Raw genomic sequence first — 24284 nt, 5'->3', positions numbered from 1 at the left:
ATGTTATGAACCACCACGCTTCATTGATCATCACCAACGGCAAGTTTCACACCGTCGATCGCCAAAATCCCACCGCACAGGCGGTCGCCATCCGCGACGGCAAGTTTCTGGCGGTCGGTAGCGAAAGCGAAGTCATGCAGCACGCCGGGCCGGAAACCCAGGTGATCGACCTGCACGGCCACACCGCTATTCCAGGCCTGAACGACTCGCACCTGCACCTGATCCGCGGCGGCCTGAACTATAACCTGGAGCTGCGCTGGGAAGGCGTGCCTTCGCTGGCCGACGCCCTGCGCATGTTGAAAGAACAGGCGCTGCGCACGCCGAACCCGCAGTGGGTACGGGTGGTCGGCGGCTGGACCGAATTCCAGTTCGCCGAGCGCCGCATGCCGACGCTGGACGAGATCAACCAGGCGGCGCCGGACACGCCGGTGTTCATTCTGCACCTCTACGATCGCGCGCTGCTCAACCGCGCGGCGCTGAAAGTGGTCGGCTACACCAAAGACACGCCGAACCCACCGGGCGGCGAGATCCAGCGCGACGCCAACGGCAACCCGACCGGCATGCTGATCGCCAAGCACAACGCTATGATCCTGTACGCCACGCTGGCGAAAGGGCCGAAGCTGCCGCTGGAACAGCAGGTCAACTCCACCCGCCAGTTTATGCGCGAGCTGAACCGTCTGGGCCTCACCAGCGCCATCGACGCCGGCGGCGGCTTCCAGAACTACCCGGAGGATTATCAGGTGATCGCCGAGCTGCACGAGAAAAAGCAGCTGACCATCCGCATCGCCTATAACCTGTTCACCCAGCGGCCGAAGCAGGAGCTGGAAGACTTCGAGCTGTGGACCGACATGCTCAAGCCGGGCCAGGGCACCGACTTCTATCGCCACAACGGCGCCGGCGAGATGCTGGTGTTCTCCGCCGCCGACTTCGAAGACTTCCTGCAGCCGCGCCCGGATCTGCCGCCGGGTACCGAAGACGAGCTGGAGCGGGTGGTGCGTCATCTGGTCGAGCACCGCTGGCCGTTCCGCCTGCACGCCACCTATGACGAGTCCATCAGCCGCATGCTGGACGTGTTCGAGAAGGTGAACCGCGACATTCCGTTCAACGGGTTGCACTGGCTGTTCGACCACGCCGAAACCATTACCGAGCGCAATATCGAGCGGGTCAAGGCATTGGGCGGCGGCATTGCGGTGCAGCACCGCATGGCGTTCCAGGGCGAGTATTTCGCCGACCGCTACGGCATCGAAGCCACCAAACATACGCCGCCGGTGGCGAAAATGCTGGCGGCCGAGCTGCCGGTCGGACTGGGCACCGACGCCACCCGCGTCGCCAGCTACAACCCGTGGACGGCGCTGTACTGGCTGGTTTCCGGCCGCACCGTCGGCGGCATGGCGATGTACGACGACAGCGCCCGGCTGGATCGCGAAACGGCGCTGATGCTGTGGACGCAAGGCAGCGCCTGGTTCTCCACCGAACAGGGTAAGAAAGGCCAGATCAAGGTCGGCCAGCTGGCGGATGTGGCGGTGCTGTCGCAGGACTATTTCAGCGTGCCGGAAGAGCAGATCAAAGGCATCGAGTCGGTGATGACGGTGGTGGACGGCAAGGTGGTCTACGCCGCCGGCAGCTTCTCGCCGCTGGCGCCGCCGCCGCTGCCGGTGCTGCCGGAGTGGTCGCCGGTTACCCAGGTGCCAGGCCACTACCGCTCCGCGCCGCCGTCGGCGGCGGCCAAAGTCGGCGTGCTGAGCCAGGCGCACCAATGCTGCGGCCCGTGCGGCGTACACGCACACCAGCATGACATCGCGCGCCGCTCCAGCATCCCGGTGTCGGACGAGAATGCCTTCTGGGGCGCGTTCGGCTGTTCGTGCTTCTCGTTCTAAGTTGCCAGGTCAGCAACTTATTATGTAACTAGCTTAATAAGATATTAAGCTATCAACATAACAAATTAATGGCGCTGTCCACGGGAGAGCGCCATTTCATTTTCAATCGCGGTTGATCTCCAGCCAGCGCCGCTGCTCGGCGGAGGCGGCTATCGCATCCAGCACGCAAGACACCTTCCAGCCTTCTTCAAAGTCCGGCCACATGCGATCGCCCGCGGCGATGCCGTTGACCAGATCGCGGATCTCCACCGTCTTCTGATCGTTAAAGCCGATGCCGTGCCCGGCGCTGATGCAGAACGCCGCGTAGTCCGGGTGCTTCGGCCCTACCAGCAGCGTTTTGAACCCCTGCCGCTCCGCCGGCTCATCGTGCCGATACAGCTTCAGCTCCGCCATCCGTTCCTGCGTATAGCTCAGCGTGCCTTTAGTGCCGGTGACCACATAGGTCAGCCCCATCTTGCGCCCGCAGGCAATGCGCGAGGTTTCGATAGTGCCCATCGCCCCGCCGGCGAAACGCAGCAGCGCGCTGGCCTGATCTTCGTTTTCCACCGGCAGCAGGCGCGCCGGGTTTTGCGGATCCGGGCGCTGTTTGATCACGGTCTGCATATCGCCGGAGACCGCCACGATATCGCCCACCAGGTAGTGCGCCATGTTGACGATATGCGCCGCCAGATCCCCCAGCGCGCCCAGCCCGGCGCTGGCGCGGCGGCAGTGCCAGTCAATCGGCGTGCGCGGGTCGGCCAGATAATCCTCATTGTGGGTGCCGTAAAAATGCACCACCTCGCCGATTTCGCCGTTGGCGATGATCTCGCGCGCCAGCTGGCTGGTCGGGTTCTTCATGTAGTTGAAACCGACCAGCGTTTTCACGCCTTTGGCGCGGGCGGCCTGCACCATCTCCGCCGCGTCGGCGGCGTCCAGCGCCAGCGGTTTTTCCGAATACACGTGCTTGCCGTGGCGGATCGCCTCCAGCGCCATCTCTTTGTGCAAGAAGTTGGGCGCGCAGATGTCCACCACGTCGATCGCCGGATCGGCCACCAGCTGCCGCCAATCGCCGGTCGAACGCGCAAAACCGAACTCGCCGGCGCGCTGCGCCGCCAGCTCGGGCGTCACTTCCGCCAGCATCTCCAGCACCAGTTCCCCTTTCAGAGGAAAGACCGTGGGGGCCTGCGCATAGGCGATAGCGTGACAACGCCCGATATAACCGGTGCCGATTAACCCAACGCGTACCTGTTTCATCATTTTCTCCCGTGCTCGAAATCCTGCTTAGAACAAGGCGCGACTTAATGAAACGCGCCGGTTGATAACGGGTTTATATGGAATATAAATTTCAATAACAAGCGCGCGGGAAAATAAAGTTCATATTCGTGATGCCCTTCATGAAACGTTGACGGGATGATGCAACGCAGAAAGCCCAGGCACGGCTTGCCGTATCCGGGTGAGATAAAATGAACCGTTTATTTCATATCACGGTAAACCGTTGGCGCCGTGCTGCACGTAGCCGGGGCGTTGCAGCAGGCGCTGCTGATAGGCCGCCAGCGCCGCATAATCCGGCCGCTCGAACGGCGTCATCAGCCAGCGATTCAGCGACAGCCCCAGCACCACGTCCGCCAGCGTGAAAGCGGCGCCGGCGGCATAAGGGCCGTGCTGCGCCAAATGCCTGTCCAGCAGCCCCATCAGCCGGTTCCACTCACGCTCGGCGGCGGCCAGGCTGGCGGCATCCTGATAATCCGCATGCCCACGCACCCGCGACATGAACACATAGCGCCAGGCGCCGTTCAGATCGGTGGCCTGCCAGTCCATCCACATCTCCACCGCCGCACGCGCGCCGGGTTCCTGCGGCAGCAGATCGCGGCGCCCTTCCCGCCCCGCCAGATAGCGGCAGATGGTGTTCGACTCCCACAGCACCCGCTCGCCGTCAATCAGCACCGGCACCAGGCCGTTCGGGTTCAGCGCCAGAAACGCCGGCTCCTGCGTGGAGCGAAAGCCGCTGCCCCAGTCCTCCCGCGCCAGCGGCAGCCCCAGCTCCTGGCAGGTCCACAGCACCTTGCGCACGTTGATCGATGAAGCCTTGCCCAAGACTCTCAGCATCGGTTTTCCTTATTCTTTCCAGAACGGTTTATAGCCTTCACGCAGCGCTTCCGCACGCGACAAACCAATATCGATCAGCCGTGCATCGTCCAGCAATAATAATTCTTTTCGCGTCCTGTAGCGTTGCAGATACAGACGCCAGCGTGACCAACCTACCGAGCGCAGCCGCGGCGTACCAGAAAACAGAGCCATGTTGTTATTCTCCCTGATGTTTTCACGTTGCAGTCATCATGCTCGCCGGGAGGAAAACAATACAGATTCACGCTGGCGCTATTTTTTTCATACAGATGCGTCCCAAAAACCGCTGAATGGTTTACTTTGAAAGCATCTGTACCGGTTTTTTAATCATTCATCCCGATAAGAGGCCTCTGTATGACACGCTACGCCACGCTGGCCGCCATTCTCAGCCAACGTATTCAGCAAGGGCTGTATCCGGCCGGCCACCGCCTGCCTTCGGTGCGCACGCTGAGCCAGGAGCACGGCGTCAGCATCAGCACGGTGCAGCAAGCCTACCGGCTGCTCGAGGAACAGCGCCTGGTGGAAGCGCGGCCGAAGTCGGGCTACTTCGTGCATACGCAGCGCACGCAGGCCGAGCTGCCCGCCATGACGGCGCCGGTGCAGCGGCCGGTAGACATTTCGCAATGGGAACAGGTGCTGGAGCTGGTGCGCAGCCGGCCGCGCGAGGGCCTGATCCAGTTGGGGCGCGGCATGCCGGATATCGCCGAACCGACGATGAAACCGCTGATCGTCGCCCTGCGCAACGCCGCCCGCCACGGCGACCTGCGCAGCCTGTATTACGACAGCATTCAGGGCGTGGCCGCGCTGCGCGAGCAGGTTGCCCGCCTGCTGCTGGATTCCGGCTGCCAAATCGGCCCCGACCAGTTGCTGATCACCACCGGCTGCCAGGAAGCGATCTCCGCCGGGCTGCGCGCCGTTTGCCAACCCGGCGACATCGTGGCGGTCGACTCGCCCTGCTTCCACGGCACCATGCAGACGCTGAAGGGCCTGGGTATCAAGGCGCTGGAAATCCCCACCGATCCGCTCACCGGCGTCAGCCTGGCGGCGCTGGAGATGGCGCTGGAACAGTGGCCGGTCAAGGCCATCCTGCTGACGCCCAACTGCAATAACCCGCTGGGCTACATCATGCCCGACGCCCACAAACAGCGGCTGCTGACGCTGGCACAGCGCCACGACGCGGCGATCATCGAGGACGACGTCTACGGCGACATCGCCTATCACTACCCGCGGCCGCGCACCATCAAGTCGTTCGACGAAGACGGCCGCGTGCTGCTGTGCAGCTCGTTTTCCAAAACGCTGGCGCCGGGGCTGCGGGTGGGCTGGATCGCGCCCGGCCGCTACCTGGAGCAGGTGCTGCACATGAAGTTCATCGGCTCCGGCGCCACCGCCACCCAACCGCAGCTGGCGATCGCCGAATTTATCCGCGGCGGCCACTATCTGCAGCACCTGCGGCGCATGCGCGCCCGCTACCAGCAGAACCGCGACCGCATGACCGACCTTATCCTGAAGCACTTCCCGGCCGGCACCCGCGTCAGCCGGCCGCGCGGCGGCTTTATGCTGTGGATCGAACTGGACGAGGCGTTCGACACCCTGCGGCTGAACCGCCATCTCGAGCCGCAGGGCGTGCAGATCGCCGTCGGCAGCATCTTTTCCGCCGCCGGCAAATACCGCAACTGCCTGCGCATCAACTATGCGCCTAAGCTGACGGCGGAAATCGAACAGGCGGTGCAGCGGGTCGGCGCCACCATCCAGCGGCTGATGCCGAGCGGCGTGCTGCAACCTCAGACGGACTGAAGCAAAAACTCCGCCACCCGGCGGCGCAGATGTTCGATGCCCTGCGGATGGTGAATAAACTGCGCCACCGGCATCATCTGCCAGCGCTGGCCCTCGTCGCCGAAGCGAATGGCGGCGATCTGCGCCGGGGCGATCTCGCCGGCCATAAACCAGGTCGGCGGGGAGCCGGGCAGGATGCCGTCGTAGCGCCGCCGCCAGACAACCTGACGTTCGGCGATCGCCACGCCGAATTCTTCCTGCGTCTCCCGCTGCACGCACTGCAGCGGCGTTTCGCCGTTTTCCCGCCCGCCGCCGGGCAGATCCCACAGGCCGGGCCACGGAATGCCCGGCTTGTCGTCCCGTTGGTAAACCAACAAGCGATCGTCGCACAGCAGCGCGATCTTGGCCCCGCCAAACGCCTGATCCGTCATGTTTTCTCCGCTCCCCGCCCATCCTCTTTGACTGAACATCATACTTCATCCCCGCGCGGCCTGGTGTATAGTGAAAATCCGTTTTCACAACAGGCGAATAATGACGATGAACTCTCCGTTTCTGGTGACACCCTAATGGCTTGCGCAACATATCAACGATGAAAATCTGGTGGTGATCGACGTCCGGATGTCGCCGGTCGGGCTGACGCCGAAGAAAGACATGCTTGCCGAGTTCGAACGCGGCCATATCCCTGGCGCGGTCTATTTCGATATCGACGAGGTGGCGGACAAAAACACCGCGCTGCCGCACATGCTGCCGACGGCGGCGGAGTTTGGCGCGGCGGTGGGCAAGTTGGGCATCAGCGAGCGCGACACCCTGGTGATTTACGATGAGGGCAACCAGTTCTCCGCGCCGCGCGGCTGGTGGACCTTCCGCAATTTCGGCGCCCGGCATGTTTACGTGCTGGACGAAGGGCTGAACGGCTGGACCGCGCTGGGCCAGGCGCTGGCAACCGGCCCGGCGCAGCCTGAGCCGCAGACGTTCAACGCCCGGTTCAACGCCGACGCGGTGGTGGATATGCGGCAAGTGGAACAGGCGTTAGACACGCCGGTGCAAATTCTCGACGCGCGCGCCGCGCCGCGCTTTTATGCCGAAGCGCCGGAGCCGCGCCCCGGCCTGCACCGCGGTCATATTCCCGGCAGCATCAACATTCCGTACGGCGAGCTGCTGGAGAACGGCCGCTTCAAATCGCTGGAAGCGCTGCGCCAAACCTTCAGCGACAAGGGCGTGGACATCAACGGGCCGATCATCACCAGCTGCGGCTCCGGCGTAACGGCGGCGGTGCTGGCGTTCGGCCTGCTGTCGCTCGGCGCGCCGCAGGTCAAGCTGTATGACGGCTCCTGGAGCGAATGGGGCCAGCTGAGCGGCAAGCAGCCTATCGCTAAAGATTAAGTGCCGATCCGCTCGACCACGATCTGCGCCAGCCGCTGCACGGCGGCGGAAGGCTGATCCTCGGCGCGGTGCAGCACCACGCCGAGCTGGCCGAGAGCGGGCAGCAGATCGGGCGCCAGCGGCGCCAGGCCGGGCGGCAAACCCGCCGCCGTGCGCACCGTAACGCCCAACCCGGCGTTCACCGCCGCCCAAACGCCGTTCAGGCTGCGGCTGGTAAAGGCAATGCGCCAGGGAATGCCGGCGCGATCCAGCGCCTGCGTCGCCGCGCTGCGCATCAGGCAAGGCGCGTCGAACATCACCAGCGAAAGCGGTTCATCTCCTTCTCGCCAGGGCGCCAGCGCGAAGCCGGGCGAGGCGATCCAGTGCAGCTGCCGCTGCCCCAGCGCCTGATGAAACGGCGTGCTCAAACCGCCATCCCACGCCAGCGACAGATCCAGCTGGCCTTTCAGCACCCAGTCGATCAGCTCGGCATTGCGGGCGATGCGCGCCTCGATGCGCACCTTCGGATTGGCGCGCGCGAAGCTGCCCAATACCTGCGGCAGAAACGTCTCGCCGAAATCCTCCTGCAGCCCCAGCCGCACCGTGCCCTGCAGATCCAACCCGCGCACCGCGGCGGCGGCTTCGTCATTGAGCTCCAGTAGACGGCGCGCGTAGCCAAGCAGGGTTTCCCCCGCCTCGGTCATCACCATGCCGCGCCCGGCCTTGCGCAGGATCGGCGCACCGACCTGCTGTTCCAGCTTTTTCAGGTGGGCGCTGACCGCCGAAGTCGAGCGCCCTAACCGTTCAGCGGCCTTGGCAAAGCTGCCCAGTTCGACGCCGGTAACAAAGCTGCGCAAATCCTCGAGATCGAACGTTATTCGCCCCATGCTGACCATCCTGATTTTCTGAATCATCAATCAAAATAATACCGATTTTACTGATAAAGATGGCGTGTCACGCTCTCCCGGTCAATGTCTTTCCGGAGAATCCTTATGCTCGCGATGCAATACCGTTTCACCCTGCCCGCCGATTACGACATGGCGATCGTCCGCCGCCGCATCGCCAATTTCGGCCACCGGCTCGACGCCTGCCCGCAGCTGATCGTCAAAGCCTATCTGTACGCGCAGCGCAGCGAAGGCAGCGCCGAGAACCTCTACGCCCCCTTCTACCTGTGGAACAGCAGCGCCGGCATGAGCGACTTCCTGACCGGCGAAGGTTTCAGGGGGCTCAGCCAGGCATTCGGCTGGCCACGCGTCAATCATTGGCTGCCGTGGCTGGTGCATTTCGATCGTCCTCATCTGGCCGGGGCCGCGTGGGCGACCTGTCAGGAGCAGATTATCGCCCCCTACAGCGATCTGCCTGCGCTGCGTCAGCAACAGCAGGCGGCCCCCGGCGCGCTGGCCTCCATCGTGGCGTTCGATCCCGCCGACTGGCGATTAGTGCGGCTGGATTTATGGCGTGAACCGCCGCAGTCCCCCGCACAAAACGGCCAGCTGTTCCGCGTCGGCCATCTGTCCGCCCCCTTTGACCACACTGCGCCGCGGGTTGACAGCCAAACTTGATATTGATAATCATTATCAACACTAAACATTCATTTGCGGTTCGCGGGATGCGGGCCGCTCTCCGGGGTCAACCGCCATGCCGTCATCACCGATCACACCTTACGCCACCACCTGCTGCATCGTGGGGGGCGGCCCCGCCGGGCTGATGCTCGGCTATCTGCTGGCGCGGGCGGGGATCGACGTGACGGTGCTGGAGAAGCACGCCGACTTCCTGCGCGATTTTCGCGGTGACACCATTCACCCGTCGACGCTGGAAGTCATGCACCAGCTGGGCCTGCTCGACGAACTGCTGACGCTGCCACACCAGCGTGCCGAATCCCTGCACGCCGAAGTCGCCGGGCGCGACATTAAGCTGGCGGATTTCACTCGCCTGCCGACGCGCTGCAAATTTATCGCCTTTATGCCGCAGTGGGAGTTCCTCAACTTTTTGGCACAGCAGGCCGCCGCGTTCCCCCATTTCAGGCTGCTCACCTCGACGCAGGTTCATCAGCTGCTCTACGACCGCGGCCAGGTATGCGGCGTGCTGGCCGACACACCGGAAGGCCCGATCCGCGTGCGCAGCCAGCTGGTGATCGGCACCGACGGCCGCAACTCGGTGGTGCGCGAGCAGGCGGCGCTCAGCAGCCGCTCCTTCGGCGCCCCGCGCGACGTATTGTGGATGAAGCTCAGCAAGCAGCCGGGCGATCCGGCCTGGTCGATGGGCCATACCGGGCCGAAGCAGAACTTCATCATGATCGACCGCGGCGACTACTGGCAGTGCGGCTACTCGATCGATAAAGGCAGCTTCGACGCGATCCGCCGCAGCGGCCTGGAGAAATTTTTGCTGCACCTCGCCGAGGTGGCGCCATTCCAGGACGATCGCCTGCAGGAGATCGTCGAGTGGGATCAGGTGAAGCTGCTGAGCATCCGCATCGATCGTCTGGATCGCTGGGCCAAACCGGGGGTGCTGTGCATCGGCGACGCCGCGCACGCCATGTCGCCGATCGGCGGCGTGGGCGTCAACCTGGCGATTCAGGACGCGGTGGCCGCCGCCAACGCCCTGATCCCGCCGCTGCGCCAGCATCGGCTGCAGCTGAAGCATCTGCTGAGCGTACAGCGACGGCGCGAATTCCCCACCCGGGCCATCCAGTTTTTGCAGATCAAAATGAGCCAGCGCAAGCCGGGCGAACGCCGCGCGGCGGGCGGTTCGCGCCTGATCGCCCGCGTCGGCAACAGCCGCTGGCTGCCACGCCTTTTCGGCCGCATCATCGGCCTGGGTTTTCGCCGTGAAACACCGCGACATCTGTCCAACGACACCTGCCCGCCGGAATAATATTGGTTGTTTTTCCATCGCACCGTATAATGGTTAAATCGAACGATTTAATTAACTGGAGCGATTAAATGTACGCACTCAGCGCGAACGAGGCCAAAACCCAATTCGGCGATTTGCTGCTCAAGGCGCAGCGTGAGCCGGTGCAAATCAATCGCAACGGCAAACCGGTCGCCGTCGTCATGTCGGTAGAAGACTACCAGGCGCTGGAAGATCTCAAATTACGCGCGCTGCAGCAAAAAATCGCGCAGGCTACCGCCGAGGAAGACGCCGGTAAGGCGGTAGACGGCGATGCCTTCTTCAACCGTCTGCTCACCGACGAAACCGACTGATATGCCCGCGTTTCGCCTCACCCCGCAAGCCCAACAAGATCTGTTGGCTATTCGTCATTTCACCGTCGAGCACTGGGGCAAAGCGCAGTCTCGCCGCTATCTTGAGCAGTTGAGAGAGGTCATGCATCATCTGGCGGATATGCCGGAAGCGGGTAAGGCACACTTTCACGATTTGGGCGAAGAGATACGCAGTTTTCCTTACGCCAGCCATAGGATCTACTACCGCAGCCGGCCTGCCGGCATCACCGTTCTTGCCATTCTGCACCAGGCGATGGTGCCCCACCGGCATCTGGAACAACGGCTGTAATTTTTCTTACTCAAAGGGGCACAGATGTTCACCGTCCGTCAGGCATTGCTGGAAGACTTAACGCAGGTGCGCGATATCGGCATCCGCACCTATCGCGCGCACTTCGGTGAGCTGTGGCGCTACCCGCACGAGCTGGAGGCCTTTCTGGCCGAGGATTTTTCCATTTCCGCGCTGGAACGGACGCTGCGCAATCCCGACGTGTGCTGGCTGTTGACCTATGAGGATGACGCCCTGGTCGGCTATGCGCGCGTGAACTTCGACAGCCTGCTGGCGCCAACGCAAACCCGCGGCGCAGAGCTGCAGAAAATCTATTTCCTGCCGGGCCATGCCGGCAACGGCTATGGCCAGCGCCTGTTCGAACAGGTGCAACAGCGGGCCATCGAGCGCCGGCAGAAAACGCTGTGGCTGGAGGTGCTGCAACGCAACACCGGCGCCCAACGCTTTTATCAGCGCCAGGGATTGAGCATTTGTGGCGAGACCTGCTACACCAGCGCCCAGGGCTCGATAGGCATCTGGTATATGAGCAAGGCGCTGTAACCGCGCCCCGCTCCGTCGTCGTTTAGCGCGGCTCCCGCTGCAGCATCAGGAACAGCAAGGCAAACGCATTGGGCGCCAGGTAGATCAGCGCCCCCAGCTGCACCGCCAGCGGATCCTTCTTGGCCTGCCAGGCCATAAACCAGTCGCCGGCGACCACCATAAAGCCGACGCCCCACACCGCAATTGCGCAAATCGCCCCCAGCATCGCCCAGGCTTTACCCTTGGCGAAAGCGGCGTAAGGGCCTTTCAATCGCCCGATCATCAGCACCACGCCTGCGGCCGCGAATAGGCCGGCCAGCGTTTCCAGCGTGGTGATGACAGCTAACCCCAACATGCAGGCCCAGTCGGCGCTGATCGCGCGCCACATCAACCCCGGCGTCTGATAGGTATCCTGCATGGCGAGCAGCGGGCCCACCGCATTGCGCGCGGTGCCGGCGAAATCCGCCGTATTGTTCAACAGGCTGAACAGCCCCCACAGGGCCGGAAACAGGGACAGGACGATGCAACCGAGGCGTGACACAGTGATTTCGTTCATGGTTATCCTTAATGAATAAACGGGTGACTCCCGCCCTCATGACGGGACCGCTATTGAGATCCTGAGAGTTTGACGTGCACAATGTAAGAACTAATCTTACAATGACGCAGCATAGCCGAAAGTGAGGAGGAACAATGGGCAGAACATTAACGGTAGATCTGGGTGACGAACTGCGTAGCTTCGTCGAAGACCTGGTGGCCAGCGGCGATTACCGCACGCCCAGTGAAGTCATCCGCGAATCGGTGCGCACTTTGCGCGAACGTACCGCCACCTCAAAGTTGGAAGAGCTTAGGCGCTTGATCGCCGAAGGAGAAAACAGCGGTGAGTCCGTCGAATGGGATCGTGATGTGTTCATGGAAAGAATACGGAGCAAAGCAAAAGGATGCGCAGAAAAGTAACCATTCGTCCAAAAGCGTTGGACGATATGGAAGAGATCTATTTTTACGGGTTGGCGCGCTTTGGCTTACAGGTGGCCGAAGATTATCTGCGCCGCCTGCATCAGGCTTTCGATAACCTTAGCCACCACCAACTCGGCAGAAACCTCGATGAAATCGGCCCCGGCCTATGGGTATTGCCCGTCGCCAACCACCTGATTTATTTTCGACAGCACAGGCGGGAGGTGAATATCATCAGAGTGCTGCATCATTCCCGCGATCCGCTCAGCCGATCCTTTTTCAGCTGATCCAACGTCAAATCGCCACCAGCCCGCGTACGCCGTCCTGTTCCATGGCGCTGCCGGCGCCGCGCTGCACGATGCTACCGCGCGACATCACCAGATAGCTGTCTGCCAGATCGGCGGCAAAGTCATAGAACTGTTCCACCAGCAGGATCGCCATATCGCCCTTCGCCGCCAGCTGCTTGATCACCGCGCCGATCTCCTTGATCACCGAAGGCTGGATCCCTTCCGTCGGCTCGTCGAGGATCAGCAGCTGCGGCCGGCAGGCCAGCGCCCGGCCGATCGCCAGCTGCTGCTGTTGCCCGCCGGAGAGATCGCCGCCGCGCCGATCCTTCATTTGCCGCAGCACCGGAAACAAGTCATAGATCGGATCCGGCACCGTGCGCGCGGCGGCGCCGGAAAAGCGCGCCAGCCCCATCAGCAGATTTTCCTCCACCGTCAGGCGCGGGAAAATCTCCCGCCCCTGCGGCACATAGGCGATGCCCGCCTGCACCCGCTGATGCGGTTTTTTACCGGTGATGGTTTCGCCCTGCCAGCGGACGTTGCCGCTGCGCGCCGGGACCAGCCCCATCAGGCATTTCAGCAGCGTGGTTTTACCCACGCCGTTGCGCCCCAGCAGGCAGGTCACCTCGCCGATGCGCGCCTCGAACGACAGGCCGCGCAGAATGTGGCTGCCGCCGTAATACTGATTCAATTCCTCTACCTGCAGCATCGTTACGCCTCCTCAGCGCCCCAGATATACCTCAATCACCCGTTCATCGGCCTGCACCTGCGCCAGCGATCCTTCCGCCAACACCTGCCCCTGATGCAGCACCGTCACGCGGTCGGCGATGGTTTCCACAAATCCCATATCGTGTTCCACCACCATCAGCGAATGCTTGCCCGCCAGCTCGCGGAACAGTTCGGCGGTGTAGTCGGTTTCGGCGTCGGTCATGCCGGCCGCCGGTTCGTCGAGCAGCAGCAGGTGCGGTTCCTGTACCAGCAGCATGCCGATCTCGAGAAACTGTTTCTTCCCGTGGGACAGCAGCCCGGCGGGCCGGTGGCGTTCATGCCCCAGCCGCAGGATCTTCAGCATCTCGTCGATGCGGTCGCGCTGTTCGCTGCTAAGGCGAGCGCGCAGGCAGGCCCACACCGACTTGCGGGTTTTCTGCGCGATCTCCAGATTTTCGAACACCGTCAGCGCCTCGAACACCGTCGGTTTTTGAAACTTGCGGCCGATGCCGGCGTGGGCGATCTGCATCGGCGCCAGCCGGGTCAGATCGACGGTCTGATCGTAAAACACCCTGCCGCTGTCCGGCCGGGTCTTGCCGGTGATCACATCCATCAGCGTGGTCTTACCGGCACCGTTGGGGCCGATCACGCAGCGCAGTTCGCCGACGCCAATGCGCAGCGACAGATCGGTCAGCGCGCGAAAACCGTCGAAGCTGACGTTGACGTTGTCGAGCTGCAGCACCGGATCGGTTTGCTGCCGGTATTTATCCGCCGGCAGCGGGTGGGTAAACAGCTCGTCGGTCACTTGCATCGCTTTCATGAGGTTTTCCTCCGGCGTAGCAGGCCGATCACCCCTTTGGGCAGAAACAGCGTGACGACGATAAACATCAGGCCGAGGAAGAACTGCCAGTATTCGGGAATGGCCATGGTGAACCAGCTCTTGGCGCCGTTGACGATGCCGGCGCCGAGCAGTGGCCCCACCAGCGTGCCGCGCCCGCCGAGCGCCACCCAGATGGCGGCCTCGATCGAGTTGGTCGGCGACATTTCGCCGGGGTTGATGATGCCGACCTGCGGCACATAGAGCGCGCCGGCCAGCCCGCACAGCACCGCCGACAGCGTCCAGACGAACAGCTTGAAGCCCTTCGGATCGTAGCCGCAGAAGGTCAGCCGGTTTTCCGCATCGCGCACCGCAGTCAGCACCCGGCCGAACTTGCTGCGCGCCAGCGCAAAGCCGATGGCCAGGCTGGCGGCCAGCAGCAGCACCGTCGCCAGGAACAGTGCCACCCGCGTGCCGGGGCCGGTGATGGGAAAGCCGAGCAGCGTGGTGAAACCGGTAAAGCCGTTATTGCCGCCGAAGCCGGTTTCGTTGCGAAAGAACAGCAGCATGCCGGCATAGGTCAGCGCCTGGGTCATGATCGAGAAATACACCCCTTTGATTTTCGAGCGGAAGGCGAAGTAGCCGAACAGGAAGGCCAGCAGGCCCGGCACCAGCACGATCAGGCACAGCGCCCAGGCGAAATGCTGGGTGCCGCTCCAGAACCACGGCAGCTCATTCCAGGAGAGGAACGCCATAAACGCCGGCAGCCCGTCGCCCGCCGCCTGCCGCATCAGGTACATGCCCATGGCGTAGCCGCCGAGCGCGAAGAACAGCCCGTGGCCGAGCGACAGCAGCCCGGCATAGCCCCATACCAGATCGAGCGCCACCGCCACCACCGCGTAGCACAGGATCTTGCCCGCCAGCGTCAGGGTATAGGTGGACACCGCCAGCGGATGATCCGCCGGCAACAGCGTCATGAACGGCATCACCAGCAGCGCCAGCAACGCCAGCCCGCCGATGCTCAACGCCAGCCGGGGCGCTTTCTGCACGCCGGTTACGGTCAATGGTTGGCTCATCAGTCAATCACCCTGCCCTTGAGGGCGAACAGCCCCTGCGGGCGCTTTTGAATAAACAGAACGATCAGCACCAGGATCAGGATCTTGCCCAACACGGCGCCGATCTGCGGCTCGAGGATCTTGTTGACGATGCCAAGGCCGAAAGCCGCCGCCACCGTCCCCGCCAGCTGGCCGACGCCGCCGAGCACCACCACCAGGAACGAATCGATGATGTAGCCTTGCCCCAGCTCCGGCCCGACGTTGCCCAACTGCGACAGCGCCACCCCGCCGAGCCCGGCGATGCCGGATCCCAACCCGAAGGCCAGCATGTCCACCCGCCCGGTGGGCACGCCGCAGCAGGCCGCCATCGCGCGGTTTTGCGTCACCGCGCGCACGTTCATGCCGAGCCGGGTCTTGTTCAGCAGCAGCCAGGTCATCGCCAGCACCAAGAGCACGAATGCGATCACCGCGATGCGGTTCCACGGCAGCACTAGGTTCGGCAGCAGCTGCACGCCGCCCGACAGCCACGCCGGGTTGGCGACCTCCACGTTCTGCGCCCCGAACAGCACCCGCACCAGCTGGATCAACACCAGGCTGATGCCCCAGGTGGCCAGCAGGGTCTCCAGCGGCCGGCCGTACAGGTGGCGGATCACCGTGCGCTCAAGCAGCATGCCGATCCCGGCGGTGATGGCGAACGCCACCGGCAGCGCCGCCAGCGGGTAGAGCGCCAGCCACTGCGGCGCAAACTGCTGAAACAGCCCCTGCACCAGGTAGGCGGAATAGGCACCGAGCATCAGCATTTCGCCGTGCGCCATATTGATGACGCCGAGCAGGCCGTAGGTGATCGCCAGCCCGAGCGCCGCCAGCAGCAGGATCGAACCGAGCGACAGGCCGCTGAACGCCTGGCCGAGCAGATCGCCGATCATCAGGCGATGCTGCACCTGCTGCAAGCTGCGTTGCGCCTCGGCGCGCACCGCGGCGTCCGGCTCGTGGGCGGCGTCGGTCAACGCTTGCAGCCGCGCACGGGTTTCCGGCTCTCCCGATTCGCCCAACAGCCGCACCGCATTGAAACGCACCTGCGGATTGCCGTCGGCCAGCTGCAGGTTAGCCAGCGCCAGGCTCAGCGCCTGATGCACCTGCGGGTCTGTTTCCCGCGCCAGCTGCCGGGCCAACAGCGGCAGCTGCTCGCCGTTCGCTTCGCGCTGCAGCGCGCTCGCCGCCTGCAGCCGCACCGCCGCGTCCGCGCTGACCAGCCGCTGCGCCGACAATGCGTTGGCAATCAGAATGCGCAGCCGGTTGTTCAGCCACACCTTCTTCGGTTCGCCAACCGGGGCCGCCTCGCCCTCGAGCGGCAGATAGCGATCGCCCTGGCGGATAAAGGCGCGCTTCGCCCCGTCGATCGCCACGGTTTCCTGCTGCAGCCCCTGCAGCAGCGGCAGGCGCGCGGCGTCCGGCTCGGCCGCCCACGCCTGCAGCAGTTTGGCCTGCTGCGCACGGTTGGCCGCCGCAAACTCATCGGCCGGCCCGGCCTGCGCCAGCAGGGGCCAGGCGCACAGCAGCCACAGCCCGACGCGCAGAGAAGATAAAAACGGAGATTGCATCAGCTGCCTCTTCTGTTGGGCCGGCGGGCGTTGGGCCGCGCCGGCGCTGAGTGACGTTACTTGCCGCCCTTCACCGGGTAATCCGGCTTCTTGTCGTTGCCGGCGATATACGGGCTCCACGGCTGTGCGCGCACCGGCGCTTCGGTCTGCCACACCACGTTGAACTGGCCGTTGCCCTCGATCTCGCCGATCATCACCGGCTTGTGCAGATGGTGGTTGGTCTGGTCCATGGTCAACGTGAAGCCCGACGGCGCGGCGAAGGTTTGCCCGGCCATCGCCGCGCGCACCTTATCGACGTCGGTGGTGCCGGCCTTTTCCACCGCCTGCGCCCACATGTGCAGGCCGACGTAGGTGGCCTCCATCGGATCGTTGGTGACCGCGGTGGCGTAATTCGGCAGGTTGTGCGCCTTGGCGTAGGCTTTCCACTGGCTGACAAACTGCTTGTTGGTCGGGTTATCCAGCGATTCGAAGTAGTTCCAGGCCGCCAGGTTGCCCACCAGCGGTTGGGTATCGATGCCGCGCAGCTCTTCCTCGCCGACCGAGAAGGCGATCACCGGCACGTCGGTGGCCTTGACGCCCTGGTTGGCCAGCTCTTTGTAGAACGGTACGTTGGAGTCGCCGTTGATGGTGGAGATCACCGCCGTGTTGCCGCCGGCGGCAAACTTCTTGATGTTGGCGACGATGGTCTGGTAATCACTGTAACCGAACGGCGTGTAGACCTCTTCGATATCCTTGTCCTGCACGCCTTTGCTGTGCAGGAAGGCGCGCAGGATCTTGTTGGTGGTGCGCGGATAGACGTAATCGGTGCCCAGCAGGAAGAAGCGCTTGGCGCCACCGCCGTCCTCGCTCAGCAGGTATTCCACCGCTGGGATCGCCTGCTGGTTCGGCGCCGCGCCGGTATAGAACACGTTCGGCGACATCTCTTCGCCTTCGTATTGCACCGGGTAGAACAGCAGCCCGTTCAGCTCCTCAAACACCGGCAGCACCGACTTGCGCGACACCGAGGTCCAGCAGCCGAACACCGCCGCCACCTTATCCTGGCTCAGCAGCTGGCGCGCCTTCTCGGCGAACAGCGGCCAGTTGGAGGCCGGATCCACCACCACCGGCTCCAGCTTTTTACCGAGCACCCCGCCTTTGGCGTTGATCTCGTCGATGGTCATCAGCGCCACATCCTTCAGCGGCGTCTCGGAAATCGCCATGGTGCCGGAGAGCGAACTCAGAATGCCGACCTTGATGGTGTCGGCGGCCTGCGCGCTCCAGGCCAGGCCCAGGCCGATCGCGGCGGCGGACAGCGCAAAAGCTTTGATAAAACGACGACGTTGCATAGTTCAAACTCCTGATGTGTGTGAAATCAAAATCGTTGCGCCGAGCGCGCGGGCTGCTGGGCCCGCGCCTGATGCAACATGTGCAGCGTTATTTTTCGTACCTCTGCCTTGCTGACGGCGATATGCTCGCCGAGCAGCGCTTGCGCCGCCTCGCTTTGCCGCTGCAGGATCGCCTGCAAAATGGCGGCGTGTTCGCGGTAGGTGGCGTCCACCCGCGCCTGCTGGGTGAAATCCAGCCGGCGAATGATGCGGATCTTTTCGGTCAGTTCGCGGTGAATGCGCGCCATTTCGCCGTTGCCCGCCGCGGCCACCAACGCCTGATGAAACTGCTCATCGTGCTGCGACACCGCCTGACCGTCCGCCAGACGCGGCGCTTCGGTCCAAAAACGGTTCAGCGCCGCCAGCGCGGCCGGCGTTTCCCCGGCCGGCCATTCGCACAGCCGTTTCACCGCCTCTTGTTCCAGCACGATGCGCAGGTCGTACAGCTCTTCGAAGTAAGCGAAGTCGAACGGCCGCACCTGCCAGCCGCTGCGAAACAGCACCTCGACATAGCCTTCGCGCTCGAGCCGAAACAGCGCCTGACGCACCGGCGTGCGGCTGGCCGCCATGCGCTGCGCCACGTCGCTTTCGCTGAAGCGATCGCCCGGCAGCAGGCGAAACTCGAAGATGTCGGCCTTGAGCTGCAGATAAATGCGCTCCGCCAGCCCCTCCGGCCGCGCCTTGTGCTCCCCGTTGGTGATTTGCATCATCGCCCCTCCGTTCAGACCGCTTTTTCCAGCCACAGCAGGGCGTCGCCCGGCCCGACCGGCCGCCCCTGCCGGCAGCTGATGCGTTTGACGATCCCGGCGCGCGGCGCGGTGACCGCCAATTCCATCTTCATCGCCTCGACCACGATCAGCGGCTGCCCGGCCGCCACTGCCTGCCCCGGCTCCACCAGGATCTTCCACACGCTGCCGTTCAGATCGGCGCTGACCAGATCGCCGTCGATGGCGTCTTCTTCGAGCGGCGGCAACAGCTGCGCCTCGGCCTCGTCGTCATCGCTGCGCCAGCGCGCCACTTCGGCGCTGAACGCCTGCTGCTGGCGATGCTGGAAGTCGGCGATCGCCTCGGCGTTGTCGGCCAGGAAATCGGTGTAGGCAGCGAAGTCGAATTCGCTCTCTTCGATGCGCACCTGCATGCGACCTTCACGGAACGCTTCGCGCTGCTCGTCCAGTTCTTGCTCGCTGACCGGGTAGAAGCGCACCTGATCGAAGAAGCGCAGCAGCCAGGGCTCACCGGCGGTGAACTGCGGGTTTTTGAGGAATTTGTTCCAGATCGGCAGCGTGCGCCCCACCAGTTGGTAGCCGCCCGGCGAATCCATGCCGTAGATGCACATGTACATGCCGCCGATGCCGACCGTCCCTTCGGCGGTGTGGGTGCGCGCCGGGTTATATTTGGAGCTCAGCAGGCGATGGCGCGGATCGAGCGGCACCGCGCAGGGCGCGCCGAGGTAAACGTCTCCCAGACCGAGGATCAGGTAGCTGGCGTCGAACAGAATGTCGCGCACCTGCTCGCGTTGGCTCAGGCCGTTGATGCGCTGGATGAAATCGACATTGTTCGGCAACCAGGGCGCCGAAGCGCGCACCGTCTGCTGATAGCGATCCACCGCGCCCAGCGTGGCCGAATCCTCGAACGCCATCGGCAGCCAGACGGTGCGCGTCGGCACCTTCAGGCGGCTGACGTCCCCCAGCGCCCGTTCGCGCGCCAACAGGCGCTGCAGCAGGTCGGCCTGGCTAATCTGCCGGCTGTCGTAGCGGATCTGCAGCGAACGCACGCCCGGCGCCAGCTCTGCCACGCCCGGTATCGCCTCCTCTCGCAGCGACTGCATCAGCAGATGGATGCGCAGCCGCAGCGCCAGATCGAGCACGTTGTCGCCGTACTCCATCAGGATGTAACCGTCCCCCGCCTGGCGATACGCCACCGCCGGGCGCCCTTCCGCCGCCGGCAGCGCCGCCAGCACCGCGGCGGAAACGGTCTCCGCCGGGGCCAGATCCGGCGGCGGCAGGGTGATGGCCTTCACCGCCGCCAGCGCTTCGATGCTGCCAAGCTGCGCCTGCTCCAGCGACTGCGCCTGGCGAAAGCCGATCGGATGGAACCGGATGCGGTCGCCCGGCTTCACCTGCCCCACTTTCCACAGCTCGGCCTTGGCGATGGTCACCGGGCAGACGAAGCCGCCGAGGCTGGGCCCGTCGCGGGTCAGGATCACCGGGAAATCGCCGGTGAAGTTGATCGCGCCGATGGCGTACTCGCAGTCGTGCACGTTGGAAGGATGCAAACCGGCTTCGCCGCCGTCCTCCCGCGCCCATTCGGGCTTCGGCCCCGCCAGGCGCACGCCGAGGCGGTTGGAGTTGTAATGCACCTGCCAGTCGGCGGCGAAGAAGGCCTCTATTGATTCAGCGGTGAAAAAGTCCGGCGCGCCGTGCGGCCCGTACAGCACGCCGATGTGCCACTGGTCGCCGTAGTAAGGGATCAGGCTGTCGTCCATCGCCTGCGGCGCGGCGATCGGCGCCGGCGTGGTACAAGCAGCCAGCGTCGGTTGAGCGATCGCCAGCATGTCCGCCACGCGCAAGGTGCGCCCGGCGTGGCCGCCAAACTGGCCCAGCGCAAAGGTGGAACGGCTGCCGAGATACACCGGCACGTCAAAGCCGTTGCGTACCGCCAGATAGGTGCGGCAGCCGTGCGTGGCGCGCCCCAGCGTCAGCACCTGCCCGGCCCGCACCGCGATCGGCCGCCAGTAAGCGACCGCTTCGCCATCCAGATCGGCCGGGCAGCTGGCACCCGTCAGCGCGATGATGGCGTCGCAATGAAAGCGCAGCGTCGGCCCCTGCAGGGTAAACTCGAGCCCGGCGGCCGCCGGGTGGTTGCCGACGATGCGGTTGGCCAGCCGGAACGCGAAGTCGTCCATCGGGCCGGACGGCGGCACGCCGATGTCCCAATAGCCGAGGCGGCCGGGATAATCCTGCACGCTGCTGTAGGTGCCGGGTTGCAGCACTTCGAGGCAGTGCGGCTGGAAACGCACCTCGTCCAGCAGGCGCGTCCAGACGTCGCCGCGCTGAAATTGCGGCGTGGCGATCACCTGCCGCAGATAGTCGAGGTTAGTGGCGATGCCGTGCAAACGGGTCGCCGCCAGCGCCACGCGCAGTTTTTCCAGCGCCTGCGCCCGATCCGCGCCGTGCACGATCAGCTTGGCGATCATCGGGTCGTAAAACGCCGAGACTTCGCTGCCGGTCGCCACCCAACCGTCGAGGCGCACGTCGGCGGGGAAATGCACCTCGGTCAGCACGCCGGGGCTGGGCTGGAAGTTCTTCAGCGGATCTTCGGCGTAGAGACGTACTTCGATCGCCACACCCTGCGGCGAGCGTTGCAGCGCCGCCCAATCCAGCGCGTCGCCCGCCGCCACCTGCAGCATGCCTTCGATCAGATCCAGGCCGGTGACCATCTCGGTGATCGGGTGCTCTACCTGTAAGCGGGTGTTCACTTCCAGGAAGTAAAACTCGTCGCGCGCGGCGTCGTAAATGAATTCCACGGTGCCGGCGCTGCGGTAATTCACCGACTCGCCCAGCGCCACCGCCGCCCGGTGCAGCGCCTGGCGGGTCGCCGCCGGCAGGTGTGGCGCCGGGGTTTCTTCCACCACTTTTTGGTTGCGGCGCTGCAGCGAGCAATCGCGCTCGCCGAGCGCTACCACCCGCCCCTGGCCGTCACCGAAAATCTGCACCTCGACGTGGCGCGCGCGATCGACGAAGCGTTCGATAAAGGCGCCGGCGTCGCGGAAGAACTGTTCTCCCAGCCGTTTGACGCTGTCGTACGCGTCGCGCAGCGCCGCCTCGCCGTCACAGCGCGTCAGGCCGATGCCGCCACCGCCGGCGGTGCTTTTCAGCATCACCGGGTAGCCGATGCGCGCGGCGGCGGTAACCGCCTGCTCAACGCTCTCCAGCAAGCCGGTGCCCGGCGTCATCGGCACCCCGGCCAACGCCGCCAGCTCGCGCGCCCGGTGCTTGAGGCCGAACTCGCGGATCTGCGCCGCCGTCGGGCCGATAAAGGCGATGCCCGCCGCCTCGCAGGCTTCGGCAAACTCGGCGCTCTCGGACAAAAATCCGTAGCCGGGGTAGATCGCCTGCGCGCCGGTGGCGGTGGCGGCCGCAAGGATCTTGTCGATGCGCAGGTAGCTGTCGGCGGCCTTGTCGCCGCCGAGCGCCACTGCCTTGTCGGCTTCGGTGACGTGCGGCGCATTGCGGTCGGCGTCGGAATAAACCGCCACGCTGGTGACGCCCAGGCGTTTCAGGGTGCGAATGGCGCGGCAGGCGATTTCGCCGCGGTTAGCGATCAGTACGGTATTAAACATGTTCGTGCCCCTTAAGGCTGGCGAGATAGTCGCGCCAGCCGCCAAACTCAGTGATATCCGTGGCGCCTTCCAGCGCCCAGGCTTCGCAGATAAACCCCTTCACCCGCCGGCCGTCCGCCAGCAGCAGCGTGCCGATGCCCAAGGGCGCCGGGATTTCCGCCACAAACTCGCCGAAACGGGCCAGCGGGATGTCCCACAGCTCAAGACGGATCGCCGCTCCCTGCGCCACGCGCGCCAGCCCCGGCTTCGGCGGCTCGGTATCGGCCAGCGCGTAGAGGCGATAACAGGGGGCGGTGACGGTTTGCTCCACCCGCACCGCGTCGCGCTGCGTCAGCTGGACGTTGAGCGGCATACCGCTGAGGTGAGCGCCCACTACCGCCAGACGCACATGTCCCGCTGACGGGGCCGGCGTGGGCTGCGGCGGCAATGCCCGGCCGGTAGCCCCGAGCGGTAAGGCGCTTTGCCGTTGCCAGCGCAGGCCAAACGCTGCCAGCGCCCGGTCATGCCAGGCGGGCGCAATCAGGGTGATGCCCGCCGGCAGCCCGTCTTCGCGCAGCGGCCCCGGCAGCGCCAGCGCGCTCAGATCGGCCAGGTTGGTGAAATTGGTGTAAGTGCCGAACTGCGAATTGAACAGCACCGGCTCCTGCGCCATCTCCGCCAGGGTGCGGATAGTGGGCGCAGTCGGCACCACCAGTGCGTCGAACGGCGCCAGCCGCTGGGCGATTTGCCGCGTCAGCTCGGCGCGCAGGTATTCCGCCTTGTAGGCGTCGCAGGCGCTGTAGCTCAGGCCGTTGCCGACGATGCCGCGCACCACCGGGTCGATAGCCTGTGGGCTCGCTTCCAGCACCTGCTCAATCGCCACCGTGCGCTCCGCCACCCAGGGGCCGTAATACAGCTGCTCCGCCAGGGTGCGAAACGGCGCGAAATCGAGGGGTTCCAGCGTGGCGCCGCCCGCCTGCAGCTGCGCCAGCACGCGGTGAAACGCCCGCTCGGCCTGAACGTCACCGAAAAACTCCAGTTGGGCGGGGATGGCGAAACGCGGCGCGGCGGGAATATCCGCCGGCGCGGTATGCGGATCGGGGCGGGAATACGGATCTGCCGCGTCAAAGCCGCTCGCCAGTTCCGCCACCTGCGCCGCATCGGCCACCGTCAGCGCGAAGACCGACACCGTATCGTTCAACCGGCAGGCCGGCACCACGCCGCGGTTGGACAACCGCCCTTTGGTCGGCTTCAGCCCGACGATGTTGTTGAACCCGGCGGGCACGCGCCCCGAACCGGCGGTGTCGGTGCCCAGCGCGAACGGCACCAGGCCGCGCGCCACCACCGAGGCGGAGCCGGAGCTGGAACCGCCGCTGACGTAGCGGCTGTCGAAGCTGTTGACCACCGCGCCATAAGGTGAGCGGGTGCCCACCAACCCGGTAGCGAACTGGTCGAGGTTGGTTTTACCGAGGGCGATCGCCCCGGCGGCGCGCAGGTTGGCAACCACGGTGGCGTCCGCCGCGGCCTGATAGGTGAACGCCGGGCAGGCGGCGCTGGTTGGCCAGCCGCCGACGTCGATATTGTCTTTGATGGCGAAGGGCACGCCGAACAGCGGCAGGCGGCTGAGATCGCCGTCGACCGCCGCCAGCAGTATCGCCAGCTGCCGATACTGCTGCTCGCGCTGCGCCGGCGTGGCGAGATACAGCCAGGCGTTATCGTCCGGGTTCAGCCCGGCGAGCAGCGTTTCGATCGTCGCGCTGACGCAGGCGAGGCGCTCACCCGCCGGACGGGTTTGATAATGGTGCTGCCATTCACTGAGGGTAAAACCGCACGTTTCAACAGGGTCGCTCATCGGCTGAATTCCATCTGGTACACAAGATGGGATTCAACAGAGCAACCGGCGTGCCAATTTTTAATCTCATGATTTCAATAAATTATAATTAAAACTTATGACGGCGAGGGTGAACGGCCTGCACCAGCGGCGCGCAGCGGGAGAACAAAAAGAGTGCAATAAGGAGATGATGCAGAGGAAAATCGGGGCG

General features: G+C 64.5%; 23 protein-coding genes and 1 pseudogene. 10 read left to right on the top strand and 14 right to left on the bottom strand.

Going from position 1 to position 24284, the window contains the following annotated elements:
• Positions 1-5: 5 nt before the first annotated feature.
• Positions 6-1877 (top strand): amidohydrolase, encoded by a 1872-nt coding sequence (locus ACJ8HT_RS12815; RefSeq protein ID WP_197652175.1) that lies wholly within the window; start codon positions 6-8, stop codon positions 1875-1877.
• 102 nt (positions 1878-1979) lie between these two features.
• Here the strand turns inward: ACJ8HT_RS12815 and ACJ8HT_RS12810 are convergent, their stop codons facing one another.
• The 3 genes from ACJ8HT_RS12810 to ACJ8HT_RS12800 all read right to left on the bottom strand — a co-directional run bounded on the left by ACJ8HT_RS12810 (position 1980) and on the right by ACJ8HT_RS12800 (position 4154).
• Positions 1980-3110, bottom strand: a complete 1131-nt coding sequence (locus tag ACJ8HT_RS12810; protein ID WP_197652176.1) for a Gfo/Idh/MocA family protein — start codon at positions 3108-3110, stop codon at positions 1980-1982.
• A gap of 228 nt (positions 3111-3338) precedes the next feature.
• A complete protein-coding gene (locus ACJ8HT_RS12805) occupies positions 3339-3962 on the bottom strand; it encodes a glutathione S-transferase family protein (protein ID WP_197652177.1) in 624 nt (207 codons plus the stop codon).
• A 9-nt stretch (positions 3963-3971) separates the two neighbouring features.
• Entirely contained in the window at positions 3972-4154 is a 183-nt protein-coding gene (locus tag ACJ8HT_RS12800) for a DUF1127 domain-containing protein (RefSeq protein WP_194571238.1), read from the bottom strand.
• Positions 4155-4334: 180 nt separating this feature from the next.
• Between ACJ8HT_RS12800 and ACJ8HT_RS12795 the strand changes: the two genes are divergently transcribed.
• Positions 4335-5774 (top strand): aminotransferase-like domain-containing protein, encoded by a 1440-nt coding sequence (locus ACJ8HT_RS12795; RefSeq protein WP_197652178.1) that lies wholly within the window; start codon positions 4335-4337, stop codon positions 5772-5774.
• Here the strand turns inward: ACJ8HT_RS12795 and ACJ8HT_RS12790 are convergent.
• Entirely contained in the window at positions 5762-6184 is a 423-nt protein-coding gene (locus ACJ8HT_RS12790; protein WP_197652179.1) for an NUDIX hydrolase, read from the bottom strand. The two genes, ACJ8HT_RS12795 and ACJ8HT_RS12790, sit on opposite strands and share 13 nt — an antisense overlap.
• A 106-nt stretch (positions 6185-6290) precedes the next feature.
• Between ACJ8HT_RS12790 and sseA the strand changes: the two are divergent.
• Positions 6291-7136, top strand: a pseudogene (sseA, locus tag ACJ8HT_RS12785) (3-mercaptopyruvate sulfurtransferase).
• Here sseA and ACJ8HT_RS12780 read toward each other — a convergent pair.
• Positions 7133-8002 (bottom strand): LysR substrate-binding domain-containing protein, encoded by an 870-nt coding sequence (locus ACJ8HT_RS12780; RefSeq protein WP_195873581.1) that lies wholly within the window; start codon positions 8000-8002, stop codon positions 7133-7135. The pseudogene sseA and the gene ACJ8HT_RS12780 overlap by 4 nt on opposite strands.
• Positions 8003-8107: 105 nt before the next feature.
• Here ACJ8HT_RS12780 and ACJ8HT_RS12775 point away from each other — a divergent pair, with 105 nt between their 5' ends.
• The 5 genes from ACJ8HT_RS12775 to ACJ8HT_RS12755 all read left to right on the top strand — a co-directional run bounded on the left by ACJ8HT_RS12775 (position 8108) and on the right by ACJ8HT_RS12755 (position 11162).
• Positions 8108-8677, top strand: a complete 570-nt coding sequence (locus ACJ8HT_RS12775) for a DUF4865 family protein (protein ID WP_197652180.1) — start codon at positions 8108-8110, stop codon at positions 8675-8677.
• Positions 8678-8753: 76 nt separating this feature from the next.
• A complete protein-coding gene (locus ACJ8HT_RS12770; protein WP_197652181.1) occupies positions 8754-9989 on the top strand; it encodes an FAD-dependent oxidoreductase in 1236 nt (411 codons plus the stop codon).
• A gap of 68 nt (positions 9990-10057) precedes the next feature.
• A complete protein-coding gene (locus ACJ8HT_RS12765; protein ID WP_033637606.1) occupies positions 10058-10318 on the top strand; it encodes a type II toxin-antitoxin system Phd/YefM family antitoxin in 261 nt (86 codons plus the stop codon).
• 1 nt (position 10319) lies between these two features.
• The gene (locus ACJ8HT_RS12760) at positions 10320-10625 is read left to right on the top strand and encodes a type II toxin-antitoxin system RelE/ParE family toxin (RefSeq protein WP_072265062.1); all 306 of its coding nucleotides are present in this window, start codon (positions 10320-10322) and stop codon (positions 10623-10625) included.
• A 24-nt stretch (positions 10626-10649) separates the two neighbouring features.
• On the top strand, positions 10650-11162 hold the full coding sequence (locus ACJ8HT_RS12755; RefSeq protein ID WP_197652182.1) for a GNAT family N-acetyltransferase: 513 nt from the start codon (positions 10650-10652) through the stop codon (positions 11160-11162).
• Between the two features lie 22 nt (positions 11163-11184).
• Here ACJ8HT_RS12755 and ACJ8HT_RS12750 read toward each other — a convergent pair whose 3' ends face one another.
• Positions 11185-11697 carry a DUF2165 family protein gene (locus ACJ8HT_RS12750; protein ID WP_049272535.1) on the bottom strand — a complete coding sequence of 171 codons (513 nt, stop codon included), beginning with the start codon at positions 11695-11697 and terminating at the stop codon, positions 11185-11187.
• A gap of 134 nt (positions 11698-11831) precedes the next feature.
• Here ACJ8HT_RS12750 and ACJ8HT_RS12745 point away from each other — a divergent pair, with 134 nt between their 5' ends.
• Together ACJ8HT_RS12745 and ACJ8HT_RS12740 are read left to right on the top strand one after the other, a co-directional pair.
• A complete protein-coding gene (locus ACJ8HT_RS12745) occupies positions 11832-12095 on the top strand; it encodes a type II toxin-antitoxin system ParD family antitoxin (RefSeq protein ID WP_194571169.1) in 264 nt (87 codons plus the stop codon).
• Positions 12080-12379 (top strand): type II toxin-antitoxin system RelE/ParE family toxin, encoded by a 300-nt coding sequence (locus ACJ8HT_RS12740; RefSeq protein WP_123894193.1) that lies wholly within the window; start codon positions 12080-12082, stop codon positions 12377-12379. The genes ACJ8HT_RS12745 and ACJ8HT_RS12740 overlap by 16 nt, the downstream gene beginning before the upstream one ends.
• A gap of 7 nt (positions 12380-12386) precedes the next feature.
• On the opposite strand, the gene urtE is transcribed toward ACJ8HT_RS12740, so the two are convergent.
• The 8 genes from urtE to atzF are packed head-to-tail and all read right to left on the bottom strand — an operon-like array spanning position 12387 to position 24094.
• Positions 12387-13085, bottom strand: a complete 699-nt coding sequence (gene urtE, locus ACJ8HT_RS12735; protein WP_197652183.1) for an urea ABC transporter ATP-binding subunit UrtE — start codon at positions 13083-13085, stop codon at positions 12387-12389.
• A gap of 12 nt (positions 13086-13097) precedes the next feature.
• Complete coding sequence (gene urtD, locus ACJ8HT_RS12730; RefSeq protein ID WP_197652184.1) at positions 13098-13904, bottom strand: urea ABC transporter ATP-binding protein UrtD; 807 nt, start codon at positions 13902-13904, stop codon at positions 13098-13100.
• Entirely contained in the window at positions 13901-14977 is a 1077-nt protein-coding gene (gene urtC / locus ACJ8HT_RS12725) for an urea ABC transporter permease subunit UrtC (RefSeq protein ID WP_060421132.1), read from the bottom strand. Before urtC ends, urtD begins: the two co-directional genes overlap by 4 nt.
• Entirely contained in the window at positions 14977-16557 is a 1581-nt protein-coding gene (urtB, locus tag ACJ8HT_RS12720; RefSeq protein WP_060421130.1) for an urea ABC transporter permease subunit UrtB, read from the bottom strand. Before urtB ends, urtC begins: the two co-directional genes overlap by 1 nt.
• A 56-nt stretch (positions 16558-16613) precedes the next feature.
• On the bottom strand, positions 16614-17882 hold the full coding sequence (urtA, locus tag ACJ8HT_RS12715) for an urea ABC transporter substrate-binding protein (RefSeq protein WP_038880098.1): 1269 nt from the start codon (positions 17880-17882) through the stop codon (positions 16614-16616).
• A 26-nt stretch (positions 17883-17908) separates the two neighbouring features.
• On the bottom strand, positions 17909-18628 hold the full coding sequence (locus tag ACJ8HT_RS12710) for a GntR family transcriptional regulator (protein WP_084827869.1): 720 nt from the start codon (positions 18626-18628) through the stop codon (positions 17909-17911).
• A 14-nt stretch (positions 18629-18642) separates the two neighbouring features.
• Positions 18643-22263, bottom strand: coding sequence for an urea carboxylase (gene uca, locus ACJ8HT_RS12705; RefSeq protein ID WP_197652185.1), 3621 nt, complete (start codon positions 22261-22263; stop codon positions 18643-18645).
• On the bottom strand, positions 22256-24094 hold the full coding sequence (atzF, locus tag ACJ8HT_RS12700) for an allophanate hydrolase (RefSeq protein WP_195873578.1): 1839 nt from the start codon (positions 24092-24094) through the stop codon (positions 22256-22258). Before atzF ends, uca begins: the two co-directional genes overlap by 8 nt.
• Positions 24095-24284 lie beyond the last annotated feature (190 nt).

The organism is Serratia sp. CY44782, from assembly GCF_052168715.1.
Lineage (GTDB): Bacteria > Pseudomonadota > Gammaproteobacteria > Enterobacterales > Enterobacteriaceae > Serratia > Serratia nevei.
This window is presented reverse-complemented; position numbering and strand designations above follow the sequence as displayed.

Coding starts and splice junctions, on each gene's coding strand:
- ACJ8HT_RS12800 (WP_194571238.1), bottom strand. CDS start 4,154: ATGGCTCTGTTTTCTGGTACGCCGCGGCTGCGCTCGGTAGGTTGGTCA.
- ACJ8HT_RS12770 (WP_197652181.1), top strand. CDS start 8,754: ATGCCGTCATCACCGATCACACCTTACGCCACCACCTGCTGCATCGTG.
- urtA (WP_038880098.1), bottom strand. CDS start 17,882: ATGCAACGTCGTCGTTTTATCAAAGCTTTTGCGCTGTCCGCCGCCGCG.
- ACJ8HT_RS12805 (WP_197652177.1), bottom strand. CDS start 3,962: ATGCTGAGAGTCTTGGGCAAGGCTTCATCGATCAACGTGCGCAAGGTG.
- ACJ8HT_RS12740 (WP_123894193.1), top strand. CDS start 12,080: ATGCGCAGAAAAGTAACCATTCGTCCAAAAGCGTTGGACGATATGGAA.
- ACJ8HT_RS12710 (WP_084827869.1), bottom strand. CDS start 18,628: ATGCAAATCACCAACGGGGAGCACAAGGCGCGGCCGGAGGGGCTGGCG.
- ACJ8HT_RS12745 (WP_194571169.1), top strand. CDS start 11,832: ATGGGCAGAACATTAACGGTAGATCTGGGTGACGAACTGCGTAGCTTC.
- urtE (WP_197652183.1), bottom strand. CDS start 13,085: ATGCTGCAGGTAGAGGAATTGAATCAGTATTACGGCGGCAGCCACATT.
- ACJ8HT_RS12815 (WP_197652175.1), top strand. CDS start 6: ATGAACCACCACGCTTCATTGATCATCACCAACGGCAAGTTTCACACC.
- ACJ8HT_RS12795 (WP_197652178.1), top strand. CDS start 4,335: ATGACACGCTACGCCACGCTGGCCGCCATTCTCAGCCAACGTATTCAG.
- ACJ8HT_RS12790 (WP_197652179.1), bottom strand. CDS start 6,184: ATGACGGATCAGGCGTTTGGCGGGGCCAAGATCGCGCTGCTGTGCGAC.
- ACJ8HT_RS12755 (WP_197652182.1), top strand. CDS start 10,650: ATGTTCACCGTCCGTCAGGCATTGCTGGAAGACTTAACGCAGGTGCGC.
- ACJ8HT_RS12775 (WP_197652180.1), top strand. CDS start 8,108: ATGCTCGCGATGCAATACCGTTTCACCCTGCCCGCCGATTACGACATG.
- uca (WP_197652185.1), bottom strand. CDS start 22,263: ATGTTTAATACCGTACTGATCGCTAACCGCGGCGAAATCGCCTGCCGC.
- ACJ8HT_RS12765 (WP_033637606.1), top strand. CDS start 10,058: ATGTACGCACTCAGCGCGAACGAGGCCAAAACCCAATTCGGCGATTTG.
- ACJ8HT_RS12750 (WP_049272535.1), bottom strand. CDS start 11,697: ATGAACGAAATCACTGTGTCACGCCTCGGTTGCATCGTCCTGTCCCTG.
- ACJ8HT_RS12810 (WP_197652176.1), bottom strand. CDS start 3,110: ATGAAACAGGTACGCGTTGGGTTAATCGGCACCGGTTATATCGGGCGT.
- urtB (WP_060421130.1), bottom strand. CDS start 16,557: ATGCAATCTCCGTTTTTATCTTCTCTGCGCGTCGGGCTGTGGCTGCTG.
- urtD (WP_197652184.1), bottom strand. CDS start 13,904: ATGAAAGCGATGCAAGTGACCGACGAGCTGTTTACCCACCCGCTGCCG.
- atzF (WP_195873578.1), bottom strand. CDS start 24,094: ATGAGCGACCCTGTTGAAACGTGCGGTTTTACCCTCAGTGAATGGCAG.
- ACJ8HT_RS12780 (WP_195873581.1), bottom strand. CDS start 8,002: ATGGGGCGAATAACGTTCGATCTCGAGGATTTGCGCAGCTTTGTTACC.
- ACJ8HT_RS12760 (WP_072265062.1), top strand. CDS start 10,320: ATGCCCGCGTTTCGCCTCACCCCGCAAGCCCAACAAGATCTGTTGGCT.
- urtC (WP_060421132.1), bottom strand. CDS start 14,977: ATGAGCCAACCATTGACCGTAACCGGCGTGCAGAAAGCGCCCCGGCTG.